At 73.2% G+C, this 18,436-nt stretch carries 14 protein-coding genes and 2 tRNA genes; 7 read left to right on the top strand and 9 right to left on the bottom strand.

Annotated features, from left to right (window positions below; genetic code table 11):
• Nucleotides 1–47 precede the first annotated feature (47 nt).
• Nucleotides 48–1,283 (top strand): MFS transporter, encoded by a 1,236-nt coding sequence (locus VF202_04205; protein ID HEX7039299.1) that lies wholly within the window; start codon nt 48–50, stop codon nt 1,281–1,283.
• On the opposite strand, the gene VF202_04200 is transcribed toward VF202_04205, so the two are convergent.
• Nucleotides 1,273–1,743: a hypothetical protein gene (locus VF202_04200; GenBank protein HEX7039298.1), complete on the bottom strand. Its 471-nt coding sequence runs from the start codon at nt 1,741–1,743 to the stop codon at nt 1,273–1,275. The genes VF202_04205 and VF202_04200 overlap by 11 nt on opposite strands.
• A gap of 265 nt (nt 1,744–2,008) precedes the next feature.
• Between VF202_04200 and VF202_04195 the strand changes: the two genes are divergently transcribed.
• The 5 genes from VF202_04195 (at nt 2,009) to clpX (ending at nt 5,710) form a co-directional block, all read left to right on the top strand.
• A tRNA-His gene (locus VF202_04195) sits at nt 2,009–2,085 on the top strand.
• 64 nt (nt 2,086–2,149) lie between these two features.
• Nucleotides 2,150–2,233 (top strand) — tRNA-Leu (locus tag VF202_04190).
• A gap of 74 nt (nt 2,234–2,307) precedes the next feature.
• A complete protein-coding gene (locus tag VF202_04185; protein ID HEX7039297.1) occupies nt 2,308–3,846 on the top strand; it encodes a trigger factor in 1,539 nt (512 codons plus the stop codon).
• Between the two features lie 53 nt (nt 3,847–3,899).
• Nucleotides 3,900–4,505: an ATP-dependent Clp protease proteolytic subunit gene (locus VF202_04180; GenBank protein ID HEX7039296.1), complete on the top strand. Its 606-nt coding sequence runs from the start codon at nt 3,900–3,902 to the stop codon at nt 4,503–4,505.
• On the top strand, nt 4,505–5,710 hold the full coding sequence (gene clpX / locus VF202_04175; GenBank protein ID HEX7039295.1) for an ATP-dependent Clp protease ATP-binding subunit ClpX: 1,206 nt from the start codon (nt 4,505–4,507) through the stop codon (nt 5,708–5,710). The genes VF202_04180 and clpX overlap by 1 nt, the downstream gene beginning before the upstream one ends.
• Before the next feature lie 7 nt (nt 5,711–5,717).
• Here clpX and VF202_04170 read toward each other — a convergent pair whose 3' ends face one another.
• The 4 genes from VF202_04170 to rho form a co-directional block, all read right to left on the bottom strand.
• Nucleotides 5,718–6,860 (bottom strand): cysteine desulfurase family protein, encoded by a 1,143-nt coding sequence (locus tag VF202_04170; protein ID HEX7039294.1) that lies wholly within the window; start codon nt 6,858–6,860, stop codon nt 5,718–5,720.
• A gap of 41 nt (nt 6,861–6,901) precedes the next feature.
• A complete protein-coding gene (locus VF202_04165; protein HEX7039293.1) occupies nt 6,902–7,366 on the bottom strand; it encodes an RrF2 family transcriptional regulator in 465 nt (154 codons plus the stop codon).
• 247 nt (nt 7,367–7,613) lie between these two features.
• Nucleotides 7,614–8,168 carry a M23 family metallopeptidase gene (locus VF202_04160; protein HEX7039292.1) on the bottom strand — a complete coding sequence of 185 codons (555 nt, stop codon included), beginning with the start codon at nt 8,166–8,168 and terminating at the stop codon, nt 7,614–7,616.
• 15 nt (nt 8,169–8,183) lie between these two features.
• Nucleotides 8,184–9,431 (bottom strand): transcription termination factor Rho, encoded by a 1,248-nt coding sequence (gene rho / locus VF202_04155; protein ID HEX7039291.1) that lies wholly within the window; start codon nt 9,429–9,431, stop codon nt 8,184–8,186.
• A gap of 1,071 nt (nt 9,432–10,502) precedes the next feature.
• On the opposite strand from rho, the gene ileS reads away from it, so the two are divergent.
• Nucleotides 10,503–13,910 (top strand): isoleucine--tRNA ligase, encoded by a 3,408-nt coding sequence (ileS, locus tag VF202_04150; GenBank protein ID HEX7039290.1) that lies wholly within the window; start codon nt 10,503–10,505, stop codon nt 13,908–13,910.
• 73 nt (nt 13,911–13,983) lie between these two features.
• On the opposite strand, the gene VF202_04145 is transcribed toward ileS, so the two are convergent.
• From VF202_04145 to VF202_04130, 4 genes are read right to left on the bottom strand one after another with little or no spacing between them, the layout of a single operon-like run.
• A complete protein-coding gene (locus VF202_04145) occupies nt 13,984–14,862 on the bottom strand; it encodes an ABC transporter permease (protein ID HEX7039289.1) in 879 nt (292 codons plus the stop codon).
• Nucleotides 14,859–15,806 carry an ABC transporter permease gene (locus VF202_04140; protein ID HEX7039288.1) on the bottom strand — a complete coding sequence of 316 codons (948 nt, stop codon included), beginning with the start codon at nt 15,804–15,806 and terminating at the stop codon, nt 14,859–14,861. Before VF202_04140 ends, VF202_04145 begins: the two co-directional genes overlap by 4 nt.
• A 9-nt stretch (nt 15,807–15,815) precedes the next feature.
• On the bottom strand, nt 15,816–17,474 hold the full coding sequence (locus VF202_04135; GenBank protein HEX7039287.1) for an ABC transporter substrate-binding protein: 1,659 nt from the start codon (nt 17,472–17,474) through the stop codon (nt 15,816–15,818).
• A 16-nt stretch (nt 17,475–17,490) separates the two neighbouring features.
• Nucleotides 17,491–18,381 carry a DUF1028 domain-containing protein gene (locus VF202_04130; GenBank protein ID HEX7039286.1) on the bottom strand — a complete coding sequence of 297 codons (891 nt, stop codon included), beginning with the start codon at nt 18,379–18,381 and terminating at the stop codon, nt 17,491–17,493.
• Nucleotides 18,382–18,436: the final 55 nt, after the last annotated feature.

Here is an 18,436-nt window from a genome sequence, read left to right as displayed (position 1 = left end):
CCCGCTCTCGCGCAGCGCACCAGCGCCGTGCGAGAGTGGGCCGCAGCATGTCAGCCGGCCCCACCACCGCCCCGCGAGGCTTCCACGGCTGGCGCATCGCCTGGGCCCTCGCCGTCACCCAGACCGTGGGGTTCGGCGTCCTCTTCTACTCCTTCCAGGTCTTCACCCTGCCCATGGAGGCCGAGCTCGGCCTGACCAGGGCGCAGACCTCCGGCGCCTACTCCCTCGCGCTCCTGCTCTCCGGGCTCACGGCCGTGCCGGTGGGCCGCTGGGTGGACCGTCACGGCGCCAGGGGATTGATGTCGGCGGCGTCGCTGGCCGGCGCCGGCCTCGTGCTGGCCTGGTCGTACGTGCAGGGCCTCCCCGGCCTCTACCTCGTGCAGGCCGGCATCGGCCTGGTGATGTCCGCGGTCCTCTACGACGTGGCGTTCACGGTGCTGGCGGTCTGGTTCCGACGGCACCGGCTGCGCGCGCTGCTGATCGTCACGCTCGTCGCCGGCCTGGCCAGCACCGTCTTCGTGCCGCTGGCCACCTGGCTCGTCGCGTCCCTGGGCTGGCGCGAGGCGCTGCGCGTGCTGGCGCTCGTCACGCTCCTCACGACCGTGCCCCTCCACGCGCTGGTGCTGCGGGACCACCCGCGGCGCCTGGGCACCGGCCCGGACGGCGACCCGCTCGCCGGCGACGGCGCGCCCCCCGCCGAGCCCGCCGTGCGCGTGCGCGAGGCGCTGCGCAGCGGCGCGTTCTGGTGGCTGGCCGCCGGCTTCACGCTCGACCGCGTCGCCGTGGTCGCGATGGCGGCTCACGCCGTGCCCCTGCTGCTCGAGCGCGGGCACGACCCGGCGCTCGTCGCCACGGTGGTCGGGCTCGTGGGCGCGATGCAGCTCGCCGGACGGCTGCTGTTCACGCCCGCGGCGCGGAGCGTCGACCTGGCCACGCTGACCGCGGTCACGTTCGGGCTGAGGGTCGTCGCCCTGCTGCTGCTCGTCCTGCCGCTCCCGGCGGTCGGCCTGTTCGCCTTCGCCGCTCTGTTCGGCTGCGCGAACGGCGCCAGCACGCTCGGCCGCGCCGGCCTCGTCGCCGAGCGCTTCGGCAGCGCCAACTACGGTGCGATCAACGGCAGCATGAGCACGCTCATCGCCGTGGTGCAGACCGTCGCTCCGCTGGCCGTGGGCGCCCTGCGGGTGGCCACGGGCGACTACGCCGCGGCCCTCCTGGCGCTCGCCGTCACCACGGCCGCCGCAGCCTACGCGGTCGTCAGGTCGCGCGGGGGCGTCAGCGCCTGACCGACCCCTGGCCCGTGTGACCGGCCAGCGCCGTCTCGGCCTCGTCGAGGACGTCCCTGCCGCCTTCGACGACGAGCAGCGAGCCGCTGCCGGCCACGACGCGCTGCAGGTGCCTGGCCTCGTCGCCGCGCGAGCCCGTGATGTCCTCGATCTCGGCCAGGGTCCAGCCGCCGGCGCCCGCGCGCTCGGCCTCGGCCTGGGCGCCCGGCGCGGCGTAGGGCGACACGGCCGCCGGCGTGCCCATCGCGCCGCTCGCGCCGAGCGTCGCCGAGGGCGGCACGATCACGTCGGCGCGCGGTCCGTCCTCGGGGGTGGCCGCGGGCTCCGCGCCGTCCGCGCCGCCGTCCTCCGGCGCGCCCTGCACGACCCGCGCCGCCTCGCCCAGCCCCGCCGACCGCAGACGGTCCAGGGCCTCCTCCAGCTCGCTGTCCATGCCGTACACCACGACGAGCCTGCCCATGCGCGCACCTCCCGCTCCCCCCGGAGTGTGCGGTGCGCGGGGGAGCGGACGATGAGGCCCCGTGAGAGCGTCGACGGCGTCGCCGCCGAGGGCCGGCGTCACCGGCGCCGGCGTCGGCTAGCTCCCGCGGACGAGCGCGCCGGTCACCGGGCGCGGCGCTCAGCCTCGTCAGGAGCGCGGCCGGGCGCCCCTGAGGGCGCCGTTCTCGCCTCACCGCCGACACCGAACGCGCTTCCGTCTGTTACAATCACTCGTTGCCGGCACGGTGGATGTAGCTCAGCCGGTTAGAGCATCGGATTGTGGTTCCGAGGGCCGTGGGTTCGAGTCCCATCATCCACCCCAGGCAGTGCGGGCGAACCACGCCCAGGGCGCGGGCGGGGCACGATCGCCCCGCCCGACCCGCCACGCGAGGATGGCGGAACTGGTAGACGCGCTGGACTTAGGATCCAGTGGCCTAGCCGTGCGGGTTCAAGTCCCGCTCCTCGCACCACGGAGCGGCAAGCTCGCGGCTTGCCGCTTCCCTTTGCACGCGGGCCCGCGCTCCCGCGGGCCCGGAGGAGACCGATGAGGACCGAGCTGATCGACAAGAAGGCGGTCGAGGCGACCGTCAAGGTCACGGTGCCGGCCGCGCAGGTCGACGAGGCGTTCGAGGAGGTCCTCTCCGACCTCGCGCGCCGCGTCCGCGTCCCCGGCTTCAGGCCGGGCCGCGTGCCCCGCGGGGTGCTGGTCAAGCGCGTCGGGGAGGACGCGCTGGCCGAGGAGGTCAAGGAGAAGCTCATCGACGCCACGTTCCAGGCGGCGATGAAGGAGCACGAGCTCCTGCCGATCAGCACGCACTTCCACGCCCACGACCCGGTGCCTGGGCAGGACTACAGCTTCGAGATCCACTCCGAGCTCTACCCCGAGGTCACGCTGCCCGACCTCGCCGGCATCACCCTCGAGTCTCAGGGGCGCGAGGTGACCGACGAGATGGTCGCCGAGGCCGTCGAGGAGCTGCGCCGCGAGCACGCCACGCTGGTCCCCGTCGACAGGCCCGTCGAGCCGACCGACTACGTGGTGATCGAGGCGCGCAGCCTGCCTGCCGAGGGCGACGACCGCGCCGGAGAGACAGCGGAAGGCGACGCGGAACGGCCCGCGGCGGACGGGGCCGACGCCGGCGAGGGCGCGTCGGCCGCGACCGAGCCCGCCGGGGCCGCGGACGACGACGCTGCTTCCGCCGAGGTGCCTCCCGCCAGCACGTTCCCCGTCGACCTCGAGCGCGCGCACGAGGAGCTGGTGGGCCAGCTCGTGGGCATGGCGATGGGCGAGGAGCGCGAGGTCACGCTCACCGACGACGCCGACCCCGAAGAGGGCGGCGCCCCGCGCGTGCGCCGCATGCGCGTCAAGGTCGTCGACGTCAAGGCGAAGGAGAAGCCGGAGGCGGGGCAGGAGCTCGCCACCCAGCTCGGCGTCGACACCTGGGAGGAGGTCGTCGAGAACGTGCGGTCCTCGATCGCCGACGACCTGCGCCGCCAGGCGTACGAGGCCAGGCGCGGCGAGCTCATCGACAAGCTCGTGGCGGGCGCGACCCTCGAGCTGCCGCCCGGCCTCGTCAGGCGCAGGCAGCAGACGCTGCTGGAGAACCTCGTCCAGGACCTCCAGCAGCGCGGCGAGACGTTCCAGAGCTACCTGGCCAGGCTCGACGCCAGGGGCAAGCGCGAGGAGTTCGAGAGGGAGCTCATCGAGACCGCCGAGCGCGGCGTGAAGCGCGACCTCGTCCTCGAGCGCCTCATGGAGGTGCGCGGCACGCAGCTCTCCGAGGCCGAGCTCCTCGAGGCCCTGAGGTTCCTGGCCGCGCAGCGGCGCCAGGACGTCGGGTCGTTCGTGCGGGACATGGGCGACGAGTGGGTGGCGAACTACCGCTTCATGCTCACGCGCGACAAGGCCGTCCGCGAGCTCGTGGCGGAGCTGACCGGCGAGAAGGACGCCGGGGCCGGCGCCGAGGAGCTGGTCGCCGCTGCCGAGGCGTCGCTCGACGCCGAGGACGAGGCCCACGACCACGACCACGAGCACGACCACGGTCACGGGCACGACCATGACCACGCTCACGAGCACGAGAGCTGAGCGCGCCCGGCCGCCCGGCGGCGCCGCCGGCTGGTGCTAGGCTCTAGTCAGCCATGCCACTGATCCCCTACGTCATCGAGCAGACGGGCCGGGGCGAGCGCACCTACGACGTCTACAGCCGCCTGCTCAAGGAGCGCATCATCTTCCTGGGCGGGCCGATCGACGCCGAGGTGGCGAACGTCGTGACGGCGCAGCTCCTGCTCCTCGACTCGCAGTCGCGCGAGCAGCCCATCAACCTCTTCATCAACTGCCCCGGCGGGGAGGTCTACGCCGGCCTGGCGATCTACGACGTCATGCAGTACATCTCGGCGCCGGTGCACACGAACTGCGTCGGCATCGCGATGTCCATGGGCTCGGCGATCCTCATGGCCGGCGAGAAGGGCCACCGCGTGGCCCTCCCCCACTCGCGGATCATGATCCACGCGGGCTCGGCGGGCTTCCCGCGCGCGTCGCTGCCCGACCTCGAGGTCCAGGCGCGGGAGTTCGCCGACATCAGGAACATGATGGAGGAGATCTACCAGCGCCACACCGGCCACCCGCGCGAGAAGCTGCGCGCCGACATGGAGCGCGACAGGTTCATGTCGCCGCAGCAGGCGCTCGAGTACGGGCTCATCGACCGCGTGATCGAGCCGCGGGCGCCGGGCAGGTTCGGCTCCTGATGACCCCGCGCGGAGGCGACGTGCCGCGCTGCGCCATCTGCGGCCGGACCGAGGGCACGGTCGAGCTCGTCGCCTCCGCGAGCGGCGCACTCCTCTGCACGGACTGCGCCGGGCGCATGGGCGAGCGCGTCGTCGCCGCGGCGGCGCGCCGGCACCGCCAGCTCCCCACGACCGTCCCCCGCGAGATCAAGCGCGTCCTCGACGAGTACGTGATCGAGCAGGAGGACGCCAAGCGCACGCTGGCCGTGGCCGTCTACAACCACTACCGGCGCCTGGCGCACCCCGGCAGCGAGATACAGAAGTCGAACGTCCTGCTCGTGGGCCCCTCCGGCACCGGCAAGACGCTGCTGGCCGAGACCCTGGCGCGCACGCTGAAGGTCCCGTTCGCGATAGCCGACGCCACCACGCTCACCGAGGCCGGCTACGTGGGTGACGACGTCGAGAACATCGTCCTGCGCCTGCTGCAGGTCGCCGACTACGACGTCGAGGCCGCCCAGCGCGGGATCATCTACATCGACGAGATCGACAAGATCGGGCGCAAGTCGGAGGGACCGTCGATAACCCGCGACGTCTCCGGCGAGGGCGTGCAGCAGGCGCTGCTGAAGATCATCGAGGGCACCGTCACGCACGTGCCGCCGCAGGGCGGGCGCAAGCACCCGCACCAGGAGCTCATCGACGTCGACACGCGCGACATCCTCTTCATCTGCGGCGGCGCCTTCGAGGGCTTGGGCGACATCATGCGCAGGCGCCTCGACGTCTCGCGCGTCGGCTTCCAGGCGGCCGGCGAGGCCGAGGAGGCGCTCGGCGACGCCGAGGTGCTGCCAGAGGACCTGATGGCCTTCGGGCTGATCCCCGAGCTCATCGGCCGCCTGCCAGTGGTCGTGCGCCTGCACGAGCTCTCCCTCGAGGCCCTCGTCGACGTGCTCACGAAGCCGCGCAACGCGCTCGTCAAGCAGTACGTCGAGCTGTTCGCCTTCGACGGCGTCGAGCTTAGCTTCGAGGACGAGGCGCTGGTCGAGATCGCGCGGCGCGCGCAGGCGCGCAAGACCGGCGCCAGGGCCCTGCGCAGCGTGATGGAGCGCGTGCTCTCCCCCCTGATGTTCGAGGTGCCAGGCAGCGACGTCACCCAGATCACGGTCCGCGCCGCCGACCTCGACGACCCGCAGGCGATACTCGCCAGGGCCGCCCGCGTGCGCAGCGCCTGAGGACGCCTCAGGCCGCCACGGCGCGGCAGCGCGCTACGACGTCAGCGAAGCGGGCGGCGGCCTCCCTCACGTCTTCCGCGGTCGTGGGGTAGCCGAGGCTGAAGCGCACGCTGGCCTTCGCCGCGCCGGGCGGGAGGCCCAGCGCCAGCAGCACGTGGCTGGGCTCGAGGCTGCCGGCGGCGCACGCCGAGCCGGCGCTGACCTCCACCCCGGCGTCGTCGAGGGCGATCAGCAGCGTCTCGCCGTCCACGCCCTCCACGCTCACGTTCACGTGCTTCGCGCCGCGCGGCGCCTCGGCGCCGTTCACCCTCACGCCGGGGACGCGCGTCAGGAGCGCCTCGAGCTCGTCGCGCAGCGCCGTGAGGCGGGCGCGGTGCTCCGCGCGGCGCGCCTCCGCCAGCTCGACCGCCACGCCCATGCCCACGATCGCCGGCACGTTCTGCGTGCCCGGCCTCATGCCGCGCTCCTGGGAGCCGCCGCCCATCAGCGGCTCGACCTCCAGGCCGGGCCCGAGGACCAGCGCGCCGACGCCCTTGGGCCCGCCGACCTTGTGCGCCGACAGCGACGCGGCGTCGGCGCCGAGCGCGGGCAGCGACACGTCCTCGAGGCCGAGGCCCTGCACGGCGTCGCAGAAGAACAGCGCCCCGGAAGCGTGCGCGGCGGCGGCCGCGGCGGGGGCGCGGAGGAGCACGCCGGTCTCGTTGTTGACCAGCATCAGCGCGACGAGCGCGGCCTCCCCGGCGCGCTCCAGCGCGTCGGCGACCTCGGGCCCGCCGATGGCCCCGCCCGGTCCGTGGCGCACGTGCGCCACGCGCCGGCCCTCGCGCGCCAGCGCCTCGGCGGTGCGCAGCACGGCGGCGTGCTCCAGCGGGCTCGTCACCAGGGCGCCGTCCCTCCCGGCCAGCAGGCCGCGCAGGGCGAGGTTGTCGGCCTCTGTGGCCCCGGAGGTGAAGAGGACCTGCTTGGGCCTCACGCCCATCACCGCGGCGACGCGCTCGCGCGCCTCCTCCACGCCGCGCCGCGCGCGCCGGCCGGAGGCGTGGAGGCTCGAGGGGTTGCCGTGCACGTCCCTGAGGTAGGGCAGCATGGCCTCGAGCACCAGGGGGTCGAGCGGCGTGGTGGCCGCGTGGTCCAGGTAGATGCGTTCCATGGGTTGGTCCGCTCGGGTCCGTCCCTAGGGCAGCGGCCGGCTCAGGCGGCGCCGTCGCCGACGACGGGCAGGCTCTGCGCGCCCTCGGGCGGCGCGTACTCGAGCCGGCGGCGCTCGGCGACGAGGTCGGCCAGCGTCGTGGACCCGAGCACCCGGCGCACGGCCTCGTCGACCTCGCGCCACAGGCCCTCGGTCGAGCAGGCGCCGACGCGCACGCAGCCCGTGTCGTCGAGGCAGGCGACGGGCGCGAGGCTGCCCTCGAGCAGCTCGACGACCTCGAGGCTGGCGATCTGGTCGAGCGGGCGCGCGAGCCGGTAGCCGCCGCGGGCGCCGCGCACCGACTCGACGATGCCGGCGCGGCGCAGGGTGGCGAAGATCTGCTCCAGGTACTGCTGGCTCAGGTCCTGTCGCTGGGCCACGGTCTTGAGGCTGACGGGCTCGTCGCCGGCCAGCGCGACCTCGACGAGGGCGCGCATGCCGTACTGAGACCTGGTCGAGACCCACATGTGAGGCTTCCCTTGCCGTGACCGAGGCTGTGCGGCCGGAGACCGGCCGCCGCGAAACTCGGAACCATTCCGAGTAACCTGGTCGAGTATAACCGCGTCACCGTAGGTGGTCAACGCGGACGGCGACGGGGCGTCGCCCGCCGGCCGCGTCCCCGCCGCGGGCGCCGCGCCGCTCACCGACCCGCGGCCTCCCGGCCCTCCTCGCCTCGCTCACCGCCCCGCGGCCTCCCGGCCCTCCTCGCCTCGCTCACCGACCCGCGGCCTCCCGGCCCTCCTCGAGGTACCCGAGCGGGTCGACCGCCTGCGCGCCGAAGCGCAGCTCGAAGTGCAGGTGCGGTCCGGTGGAGGCGCCGGTCGAGCCGACGAGCCCGATCACGTCCCCCTGCCTCACGACCGCCCCGGCCGCCACGAGCACCGCGCTCAGGTGGGCGTAGCGCGTCTCGCTGCCGTCGCCGTGGTCGAGGGCCACGGCGTAGCCGTAGGTGCCCCACCAGCCGGCGCGCACGACCGTGCCGTCGCGCGCCGCCCTCACCGGCGTGCCCAGGTTCGCGGCCCAGTCGACGCCGGCGTGGTAGCGGTTGCCGTTCACGGAGATGTTCCGCCACCCGAAGCCGGAGCTCAGCCGCCCGTGCAGCGGGTAGACGAAGCTCTGCGAGGCCAGCCGCACGTCGGCGAGGTCGGAGAGCGCCGCCGGCAGCAGCGCCAGCTGCGCGTCCCTCAGCGCCTGCCTGGCGTCTCCCCCCTGCGCCGAGGCGCAGCCGAGGGCGGCGAGGCAGGCCAGCGCCAGCAGAGCCCGGCCCACGACCGGTGCATACCGTTAACCCTGGCCCAGCGTGGAGAGGAACTCCGCGTTGCTCTTGGTGCGGGCGAGGCGCGAGAGCAGCATCTCCATCGCCTCGGCCGGGTCCATGTCGGAGATGACCTTGCGCAGCAGCCACATCTTCGCCAGCGTGGCCTCGTCGAGGAGCAGGTCCTCGCGGCGCGTTCCCGACTTGAGGATGTCGATGGCCGGGAAGATGCGGCGCTCCTCGAGCTGGCGCGAGAGGTGCAGCTCCATGTTGCCGGTGCCCTTGAACTCCTCGAAGATCACGTCGTCCATGCGCGAGCCGGTCTCGACGAGCGCCGTGGCCAGGATCGACAGCGAGCCGCCGCCGCGGATGTTGCGCGCGGCGCCGAGGAAGCGCTTCGGCCAGTGCAGCGCGTTCGAGTCGAGGCCGCCGGAGAGCGTCCTACCGGTGGGCGGCGTGACGAGGTTGTTCGCGCGCGCCAGGCGCGTGATCGAGTCGAGCAGGATCATCACGTGCCCGTTGTCCTCGACGATGCGCCGCGCGCGCTCGTGCACGAACTCGGCCACGCGGATGTGGTTCGAGGGCGGCTCGTCGAACGTGCTGGCGATGACCTCGACGCCCTTCACCGACTCGCGGAAGTCCGTGACCTCCTCGGGACGCTCGTCGACGAGCAGGACGATGACCTTGATGTCAGGCTCGTTCGTGACGACGGCGTTGGCGATCTTCTTGAGGAGGGTCGTCTTCCCCGCCTTGGGCGGCGCCACGATCAGGCCGCGCTGGCCGCGCCCTATGGGCGCCAGCAGGTCGATCACGCGCGCCGAGAGCTCGTTCTGCGTGGTCTCGAGCTGGATGCGCCTGTCGGGGAACGTGGGGACGAGCTCCTCGAAGCGCGGGCGCTTCGAGGCCTGGAACGGGTCGACGTTGTTCACGGCCTCGACGCGGATCAGCGTGCCGTAGCGCTCGTTGTCGCGGGGGCGCCGCGCCTTGCCGAGGATCATGTCGCCCGTGCGCAGCCTGAACTGCTTGATCAGCCCGGCGGAGACGATGACGCTGCGGGTGTTGTTCTGCAGCAGCGACTCCTGGAGGAAGCCGTAGCCGTCCGAGGAGATCTCGAGGTAGCCGCGCACGAGCCGCAGGCCCTCCTGCTCGGTGGCGCGCTCGAGGATGGCGACGACGAGCTCGTCCTTCTCCATCTGCCTGTACTCGTCGAGCCCGACCTCCTTGGCGAGGAGGTGGAGCTCGGGCAGCACCTTGGCCTGCAGCTCGCGGAAGTTCACGGCGCCCTTGCGTCCGTGGTTCCTGCCGCGTCGCCCGCGCCTGTCGCCCTGCTGCTCCAGGTCGGCCTGGCGTCCGGCTCCCTGGCGCTCCTCGGCCGGCGCCTCGTCGGCGCTCTCGGCCGGCTCGGCCCCGGCGCGCGGCTCCGGCTCGGCGCGCTCCTGCACGTCGGCGCGCGGCTGCGCGTCGCCGCTCGGCGCGCGCTCCTCCTCCACGACCGCGCCGTCGCGTGCGGCGTCGTCGAGGGCCGAGCGGTCCTTCGGCGGGCGTCCGCGGCGGCGCGGCGTGACCGCCGCCTCGGCCTCCACGGCGTCGTTCTCGGCCGCGGCGGGCTCCTTGCGGGGGCGTCCCCGCCGGCGGACCTGCGTCTCCTCGCTCGGCGCGGCTGCCTCGGCCTCGCTGCTCTTGGCTCTTGGGCTCATCGTCACTCCGTTCCCATGGGGCGTCTGCTGGTAGGTGTCTCCCAAGCGGGTCTCGCCTCGTCCCGCCGGCACGCCGCCGTGCGGCGCGTCGCGGCGTCCGGTCCCGGATCGTGCCGGGTTCCAAGAGCCTGCCTTCGAGGCTAGCGGTCCACCACACGCCGAACGCGGACAGGAGCTTGGGATGAGCGTTCGATCCGGATTTGCCAGGAGACGCAGCGGCGTATTGACGTCCTACAGGCCTGCTGCTAGCGTGAGTATATGCGCCGCTGGCCGCGTTGTAAAGCGGCTGCGGCACGGCCCGGGACGCCCGGGCCACGGCTGTGACGGGAACGCACGGAGCGCCGACGGCTCCCCAGCGAACCGGGGACGGTGAGAGCCCGGCGAGCACAGGCGCTGTCCGTATCCTCCCCGAGCCGCCCCCCGAACGGCGCCTGGGCGCCAAGTAGACGGGGCCGCGTGGCGCACGTCACGCGCCAGGCTCTCCCGCCGTCGGCGGGGCAGCCGCGGAGGCGGCGGTCGTGAGGCCAGCCGCGAAGTTGGGTGGTACCGCGCTCGATCACAGGCGCCCCAACGCTCACCACGTAGCGCTGGGGCGCCTTCTCATGGCCCCGGTGCAGGGTCGTAGGCGCCGCAGGCGCCGGGAGGCAGCGAGTGAGGTTCACAGAGGTGAGGCCGCAGGTCGACTGGCCCGCGCTCGAGCGCGAGGTCATCGAGTTCTGGAAGCGCGAGCGCGTCTTCAGGCGCTCGGTGGACAGGCCCGCGCCCAAGGGCGACTGGGTGTTCTACGAGGGCCCGCCGACGGCGAACGGCAAGCCCGGCGTCCACCACGTGATCAGCCGCGCCTACAAGGACCTCTTCCCGCGCTTCAAGACGATGCAGGGCTACCGCGTGGGCCGCAAGGGCGGCTGGGACACGCACGGCCTGCCCGTCGAGATCGCCGTCGAGAAGCGCCTCGGGTTCACCAGCAAGCAGCAGATCGAGGAGTTCGGCATCGAGGAGTTCAACCGCCTCTGCCGCGAGGACGTCTTCTCGAACATCCAGGACTGGAACGCGATGACCGAGCGCATCGGGTACTGGATCGACCTCGAGGACGCCTACGTCACCTACCACAACAGCTACATCGAGTCGTGCTGGTGGATCATGAAGCAGCTCTTCGACAGGGGCCTGCTGTACGAGGACTACAAGACCACCTGGCACAGCCCCTCCTCGAACACGACGCTGGCCTCGCACGAGGTCTCGCTCGGTTACCGGGAGGACGTCGAGGACCCGTCCGTCTTCCCCAAGTTCCCCGCCGTGACCTCCGACCTCCGCGCCAGGGGGCTCCTGCCGGCCGGCGAGGAGCGGCCGGTGAGCTTCCTGGCGTGGACGACGACGCCGTGGACGCTGGCCGCGAACGCCGCGCTGGCCGTGAAGGCGGACGCCGCCTACGTCCTCGTCGAGGGCCCGCGGGCGCACGGCGCGGAGCCCGCCGCCGAGCTCTACGTCGTGGCCGAGGACCGCTTGGGCGCCGTGTTCGAGGGCGCGCAGGGCCGCGTGCTGGCGCGGTCCACGGGACAGGAGCTCGCCGGCCTGCGCTACCACCCCGTCCTGCTCGGCCGCGCGCCGGAGGGCGCCGACCTCGAGAACGTCTACCGGGTCGTGGTGGACGAGATCGTCACGCTGGACGACGGCACCGGCATCGTGCACGTCGCGCCGGCCTACGGCGACCTCGACGTCGGCCGCCGGCACGGCCTGCCCCAGCTCTGGTCGGTCGACCTTACCGGCGCCGTGGTACCCGACGTCAGGCCCGTGACGGAGTACCCGCCGCGCGACGAGCCCTTCGACGCCGCGGCGCTGCTCGCGCGCGCCAGGGAGCCCGGCCCGTTCGCCGGCGCCTGGTTCAAGGACGCCGACGACGACATCACGGCCGAGCTCACGCGCCGCGGCCTGATGTACCGCTCCGGCACGGTCAGGCACGGCTACCCGTTCAACTGGCGCGACGACAAGCCGCTCATGAACGTCGCCAAGCGCGGCTGGTACATCAGGACCACCGCCGTCAAGGACCTGCTGCTCAGCAACAACGCCGTGATCGGCTGGCACCCTGAGCACATGCGCGAGGGGCGCTTCGGTCGCTGGCTCGAGAACAACGTCGACTGGGCGCTGTCGCGCGAGCGCTACTGGGGCGCGCCGCTGCCGATCTGGCGCAGCGAGGACGGCGAGGACGTCGTGTGCGTGGGCAGCGTCAGGGAGCTGGAGGAGCTCACCGGCCGGGACCTCTCCGGCCTCGACCTGCACCGCCCCTACGTCGACGAGGTCACCTTCGTCAAGGACGGCAAGCTCTTCCGCCGCGAGCCCTACACGGTGGACGTCTGGTTCGAGTCGGGCGCGATGCCCTACGCCCAGTGGCACTACCGGGGCGAGGAGTCGCCGCCCGAGGTCGTCGAGGCGCTGAGGAGGAACTTCCCCGCCGACTACATCTGCGAGGCCGTCGACCAGACGCGCGGCTGGTTCTACAGCCTCCACGCCCTCGCCACGCTGCTCACCGACCCCGGCGACCCGTCCGCCGGACGCCCGCCCGGCGCGCTCTCCCACATGTTCCCGCCCACCTCGGCGTTCAGGAACCTCAACGTGCTCGGCCACATCGTCGACGAGAACGGCGAGAAGATGTCGAAGTCGAAGGGCAACGTCGTCGACCCCTGGACCGTCCTCGACAAGCAGGGCGCCGACGCGCTGCGCTGGTACTGCTACGCCTCCTCCCCCGCCGGGACCCCGAAGCGCTTCAGCGCCGCGCTCGTCGACGAGGTCCAGCGCGACTTCTTCATGACGCTGTGGAACGTCTACGGCTTCTTCGTCCTCTACGCGAACCTCGAGGACCCCGACCTGGGCGCGGCGCCGCCTCCCGCCCGGAGGCCCCTCATCGACAGGTGGCACGTCGCCCGTCTGCAAGAGCTTATCGAGGCCGTGACGGACGCCCTCGAGGGCTTCGACCCCACGACCGCCAGCCGCGCCATCCGCGACTTCGTCGTCGACGAGCTGTCGAACTGGTACGTCAGGCGCAACAGGAAGCGCTTCTGGCGCGGAGGCGACGCCGCGCCGGAGGAGCGCGAGGACTCGCTGTGCGCCTACGCGACCCTGCACGAGGCGCTCCTCACCGTCGCGAAGCTGATGGCGCCGATGGCGCCTTTCACGGCCGAGGAGCTCTACCGCAACCTCGAGCTCTCGGTCAGGCCCGGCTCGGAGCCGAGCGTCCACCTGGCCGCCTGGCCTCAGGCCGACCCCGCCCTGAAGGACGTCTCCCTGGTCACGGCCATGCGCGCGCTGGTGCGGGTCGTCGAGCTCGGCAGGGCCGCCCGCGCCGCCGCCGGCGTCAAGCTCCGCCAGCCCCTCGGCGAGGTGCTGGTCCGCGTGCGCGACGAGGAGGAGCTCGAGGGGGTGAGGCGCTTCGCCGACCAGCTCGCCGAGGAGCTGAACGTCAAGGAGGTCCGCTTCCTCGGCGTCACCGACGCGTTCGTCGACTACCAGGTCAAGCCGAACCTGCCGCGCCTGGGCAGGCGCCTCGGCCGCCTGCTGCCGGCGCTGCGCGCCGCGCTGGCCGAGCTCGACGGGCGCGAGGTCGCCGCGAACGTGCGCGAGGGGCGCCCGACGGTCGTCGAGGTCGAGGGGCAGGAGGTCGAGCTCGAGCCGGAGGACCTGCTGCTCGACGCCCGCAGCCCCGCGGGCTACGCGGCGCAGGAGGAGCGCGGCTACCTGGCCGCCCTGCGCACCGAGGTGACGCCCGAGCTGCGGCTCGAGGGCCTCGCGCGCGACGTCGTGCGCCTGGTCCAGAACGCGCGCAAGGAGGCGGGCCTCGAGGTCAGCGACCGCATCGCCCTGGAGCTGCGCGCCACCGGCGAGCTGCACGAGGCCCTGAGGACCCACGGCGCGTCGGTGGCGGCCGAGGTCCTCGCCACCGAGTTCACGCTGGAGGGCAGCCTCTCCGAGGCCCCTCACGACGAGCCCGACGTCCACGCCGAGACGCACACGGTCGAGGGCCTGCCCCTCGAGCTGCGGCTCAGGAAGGTGACGCCGGTCAGGGCCTGAGGCGCCGCGCCCGCGGGCACGGGGCCCGGGCGCGCGCCCGGGCCCCTGGCGTCGCGCGGCCCGAGGAGCCGTCCTACCGCCCCGTGGCCCGCGGGTCCAGCAGGTCGCGCAGCCTGTCGCCCAGCAGGTTCAGCGCCAGGACGACGAGGAAGATCGTCACGCCGGGCACCAGCGACACCCAGGGCGCGACGCGCAGGAACTGCCGACCGTTCGAGAGCATCACGCCCCACTCGGCCAGCGGCGGCTGGGCGCCGAGGCCGAGGAAGCTCATGCCGGCCGCGGCCATGATCATGAAGCCCACGTCGAGGGTCGCGGCCACGAGTATGGGGCTGAGGCTGTTCGCGAGCACGTGCCTGGCCAGGATCCACGGCGTGCGCGCGCCCGACGCCACGGCGGCCTCCACGAACTCCCGGCTCCGCAGGCTCAGCGCGCTGCCGCGAGCGATGCGCACGTAGTAGGGCACGCCGGCGATGGCGATGGCCAGCATCGTGTTGCCGAGGCCGGGGCCGAGGATCGCCACGACGATCAGCGCCAGCAGGATGTAGGGGAAGGCCATGAGCAGGTCCACGAGACGCTGCACCCAGAAGTCGAAGGCGCCGGCCAGGTAGCCGCTCACGAGGCCGAGGGTCACGCCGCAGACGACCGCCAACCCCACCGCCCCGAAGCCGACGCCGAGCGAGACGCGCGCGCCCCACACGACCCGCGACAGCAGGTCGCGACCGAACTCGTCGGTGCCGAGCGGGTGGCCCGGGGTGAGGGGCGGCCGGAGGCGGTCGATCAGCGACCCGCGCACCGGGTCGGGCAGGCCGAGCCACGGCGCCAGGGCCGCGGCGGCGACCACGACGGCGAGGAACGCGAAGGAGACCAGGGCGACGGGCTCGCCCAGGAAGCGACGGAACGTCGAGCGCCGGCGCGGCGCGGCCGCCGCGCCCGCCGTGGTCGCCAGGCTCACGAGAACGTCACGCGCGGGTCTACGAGCGCGTAGGCGACGTCGGTGACGAGGTTCGCGAACACGTACGAGGTGGCGACGACGAGCGAGACGCCCTGGACGAGCGGGAAGTCGCGGGCCAGGATCGCGTTCACGGCCAGCGTGCCGATGCCGGGCCACGAGAACACCTGCTCGACGAGCACCGCGCCGCCGAGCACGTAGCCGATCTGCAGGCCGATGACCGTGAGGATGGGGATCAGGGCGTTGCGGAAGACGTGCTGCATCGTCACCACCCGCGGGCGCAGGCCCTTGGCCCGCGCCGTGCGCACGAAGTCCTGGCCGAAGACGTCCATCATCGTCGACCGCGTCATCCGCGCCAGCAGCGCGCCGATCCCGGCGGCGAGGGTCAGCGAGGGCAGCACCAGGTGCGGCAGCATGTCGGCGAACCCGCCCCCGCCGGGCGGCAGCATGCCGGTGACGGGGAACAGGTCGAGCCGCAGGCCGAACACGACCTGCAGCACGATCCCGAGGAAGAAGGGCGGCAGGGAGTAGCCGACGAGGCTGGTCGCGATCGCCGCGCGGTCGGCGAGCGACCCCGCTCTGGCGGCCGAGAACACGCCCAGCGTCACGCCGGCGGACACGGCGACGAGCAGCGCGGCGGCGGAGAGCACGAGCGTCGCCTGGAAGCGCTGCCACACGAGCGAGAGCACCGGCGCCTTGAGCTGGATGCTGCGCCCCCAGTCGCCGGTCACGACGCCCCGGAGCCAGCGCGCGTACTGGACGGGCACCGGCCTGTCGAGGCCCAGCTCCTGGCGCAGCGCGGCGAGCGAGGTCGCCGTCGCCTTGGGGCCGAGCATCACCTGGGCGGGGTCGCCCGGGGTGAGGTGGAGCGAGAGGAACACGACCACGCTCACCCCGAGCAGCGTGGGGACGGTGACGAGCAGGCGCCTGACCAGGTAGGCGAACATCCCAGGGTCCTACCGGCCGACCACCTCGACGTTCTCGAACCTGAACACGCCGGTGGGGTGCGGCACGAACCCCTGGATGGCGCTGTCGTGGACGACGATCTGCGTCTCGTGGTCGACGGGGAGCACGGGCAGGTCGGCCATGATCAGCCGCTGCGCCTCCTCGTAGAGCGGCACGCGCTCGGCCTGGTCCGTGACCGTGCGGGCGGTGCGCAGGAGCTCGTCGACCTCGTCGTTGTCGTAGTAGCCGAGGTTGAAGCCGTTGGGCGGGAACTGGTCGCCGGAGAGGAGGATGTAGAGGAAGTTGTCCGGGTCGCCGTTGTCGCCGATCCACGACATCTCGAACATCGCCGGGACCGAGTCGGCCTCGTCGACCGGCACGATCACGCGGTCGAGGTAGGTGCCCCACTCGAACTGCTGGATCGTCACGTCGATGCCGACGCGCCCCAGGAAGTCCTGGATCACCGTGCCCATGGCGACAGACTGCTGCATGCCGGAGCCCGACTCCGGCACCCAGAACTCGACGGAGAAGCCGTCGGGGTACCCGGCCTCGGCGAGGAGCTCGCGGGCGCGCTCGGGGTCGTAGGGGTACGCCTGCACGTCGTCGGCGTAGCCCCACACGACGGGCGGCAGGAAGTTCGCGGCCGTCTCGCCGGTGCCGCCGAGGATCGCCTGCACGATCGCGTCGCGGTCGATCGCGTGGGCCACCGCCTGCCTGACGCGCGGGTCGTCGAACGGCTCCTTCGTCACGTTGAAGACGAGGTACCAGGTGTGCATGCCGGGCTGCTCGGCGAACGTGAAGCGCGGGTCCTCGCGCAGGCGCGGCAGGTCGTCGGGCGGGAGGTTCACGGCCAGGTCGATCTCGCCGGCCTCCAGGGCCGCCAGGCGCGCCTGGTCCTCGACGATCGGCCGGAAGATCAGCCGCTCCACCCGGGGCGCGCCCCGCCAGTAGTCGGGGTTGGCCCCGAGGATCACCTCGACGCCGCGCTGCCAGGAGACGAAGCGGTAGGGGCCCGCGCCGACGGGGTGCTCGGAGAAGTCGCGCCCGTACTGCATCACGGCCGAGGGGCTGACGATGGCGGCCGCGTGCATCGCCATGTTCGCGAGGAACGGGGCGAAGGTCTCCTTGAGAGTGATGCGCACCGTGAGGTCGTCGACGACCTCGATCGTGTCGATCGCGCCCAGCGTGAACTCGGCGTAGGGGAACTCGCCGGTGTCGTGGTACGGGTGCTCGGGGTCGATCTGCCGCTCGAAGCTGAACCTCACGGCCTCGGCGTTCACGGGGGTGCCGTCGTGGAAGGTCACGCCGGGGCGCAGGTGGAACGTGTAGACGAGGCCGTCGTCCGACACCTCCCAGCTCTCGGCCAGGCCGGGCTCGATCTCGGTGGAGCCGTCCTTGAAGCGCACCAGGCCCTCGTACATCTCCATCGCGGCGCGCGAGGAGTTGTAGTCGCTGAGCTGGGCGACGTCGAGGGTGACCGGCTCGGCCTGCAGGCCGATCACGATCTGCGAGCCCGGCTGCGCCAGCGCGACGCCCGCCCCCAGGAGCGCGAGGGCCGCGGCGACGGCCGCGAGGGCCCTCCTACGCGGCGCGGCCAGCGCGGCGGCGAGCACCCCGCGCACGGCGCCGCCCTTCTCCCCTGCCCCCGCCGTGTCGACGAGTCCGCTCACTGCCGAACGCCTCATCTCACTCACCTCCGAACCTCTCACGCAGGTACCTCCAGGCGACGGGGTCGACGGTGGGCCCGCCGAGCCAGCGCTCCTCGAGGTTCTCGATGCCGTAGAGGCCCGCGAGCGCCCGCTCGGTGGCCTCGTCCCACGCGCCCGTCGGCTGCCCGTCCAGCAGGCCCTGGCCCGCGAGCACGCCCTGCAGCCAGCGGACGTCGTCCTCGCCCAACACCCGCGGCGCCTGCGAGGGCTTGTCGAGGTAGAGCCGGTGCAGCTCGAGCAGGCGCCTCAGCTCCTCCACGGGCGCGGGGTGGTCGTCGACGCGCAGGTCGATCCAGCGGTCGTCGAGCCCCGCGTAGCCCTTGCCCGCGCCCACCACGAGCAGCGCCGCCGACTGGCGTCCGCGCCTGTCCCCGCCGGCGGCGTCGGCCGCCGCGAGGGCCGCGACGAGCCGCTCGGGGAACGGCAGGTCGGTGCGCTGGGCGCCGGCGACCAGCGCCTCGACCACCTCAGGGCCCGCGAGGATGTTCCCCTGGGCGGCGAAGCCGTCGCCGGCGACGCCGCCGGCCCAGGGGTGGCACTCCGCGCCGGTGAACGTGGCGCTGCGCCCGTCGGCGGCGACGATGCCGAACTGGCGCGACTGGAACGACGCGTCGCTGTCCCTGAACGCGGCCACGCACTCCTCGGGCGACGCGCCGCCCTCGAGCAGCGCCAGGGCCCTGGGGCCGTAGGTCGTGTTCACGTACGACTGGCTCGCCACCGCGCCCACGCCCGCCGCGGCCGTGGGGACGTAGGCGCCGACGGCCAGGAACCTGCTGGCCACCACCACGCCCAGGTCGCCCGTGGCGTCGTCGCGGGCGACGAGGGAGAAGGTGGCCACCGGCACCTCTGAAGCGCGTTCTTCGCTCATGGCCCTCCCGACCCTGCTCTCCTCCAGACCCTGGTCTACCCCAGACCCTGCTCTG

Source organism: Trueperaceae bacterium, assembly GCA_036381035.1.
Lineage (GTDB): Bacteria > Deinococcota > Deinococci > Deinococcales > Trueperaceae > DASRWD01.
This window is presented reverse-complemented; position numbering and strand designations above follow the sequence as displayed.

What these genes read in the sequence shown, in the direction of transcription:
- VF202_04205 (HEX7039299.1), top strand. Translation starts at nt 48, where the DNA reads ATGTCAGCCGGCCCCACCACCGCCCCGCGAGGCTTCCACGGCTGGCGC.
- VF202_04200 (HEX7039298.1), bottom strand. Translation starts at nt 1,743, where the DNA reads ATGGGCAGGCTCGTCGTGGTGTACGGCATGGACAGCGAGCTGGAGGAG.
- VF202_04185 (HEX7039297.1), top strand. Translation starts at nt 2,308, where the DNA reads ATGAGGACCGAGCTGATCGACAAGAAGGCGGTCGAGGCGACCGTCAAG.
- VF202_04180 (HEX7039296.1), top strand. Translation starts at nt 3,900, where the DNA reads ATGCCACTGATCCCCTACGTCATCGAGCAGACGGGCCGGGGCGAGCGC.
- clpX (HEX7039295.1), top strand. Translation starts at nt 4,505, where the DNA reads ATGACCCCGCGCGGAGGCGACGTGCCGCGCTGCGCCATCTGCGGCCGG.
- VF202_04170 (HEX7039294.1), bottom strand. Translation starts at nt 6,860, where the DNA reads ATGGAACGCATCTACCTGGACCACGCGGCCACCACGCCGCTCGACCCC.
- VF202_04165 (HEX7039293.1), bottom strand. Translation starts at nt 7,366, where the DNA reads ATGTGGGTCTCGACCAGGTCTCAGTACGGCATGCGCGCCCTCGTCGAG.
- VF202_04140 (HEX7039288.1), bottom strand. Translation starts at nt 15,806, where the DNA reads ATGTTCGCCTACCTGGTCAGGCGCCTGCTCGTCACCGTCCCCACGCTG.
- VF202_04130 (HEX7039286.1), bottom strand. Translation starts at nt 18,381, where the DNA reads ATGAGCGAAGAACGCGCTTCAGAGGTGCCGGTGGCCACCTTCTCCCTC.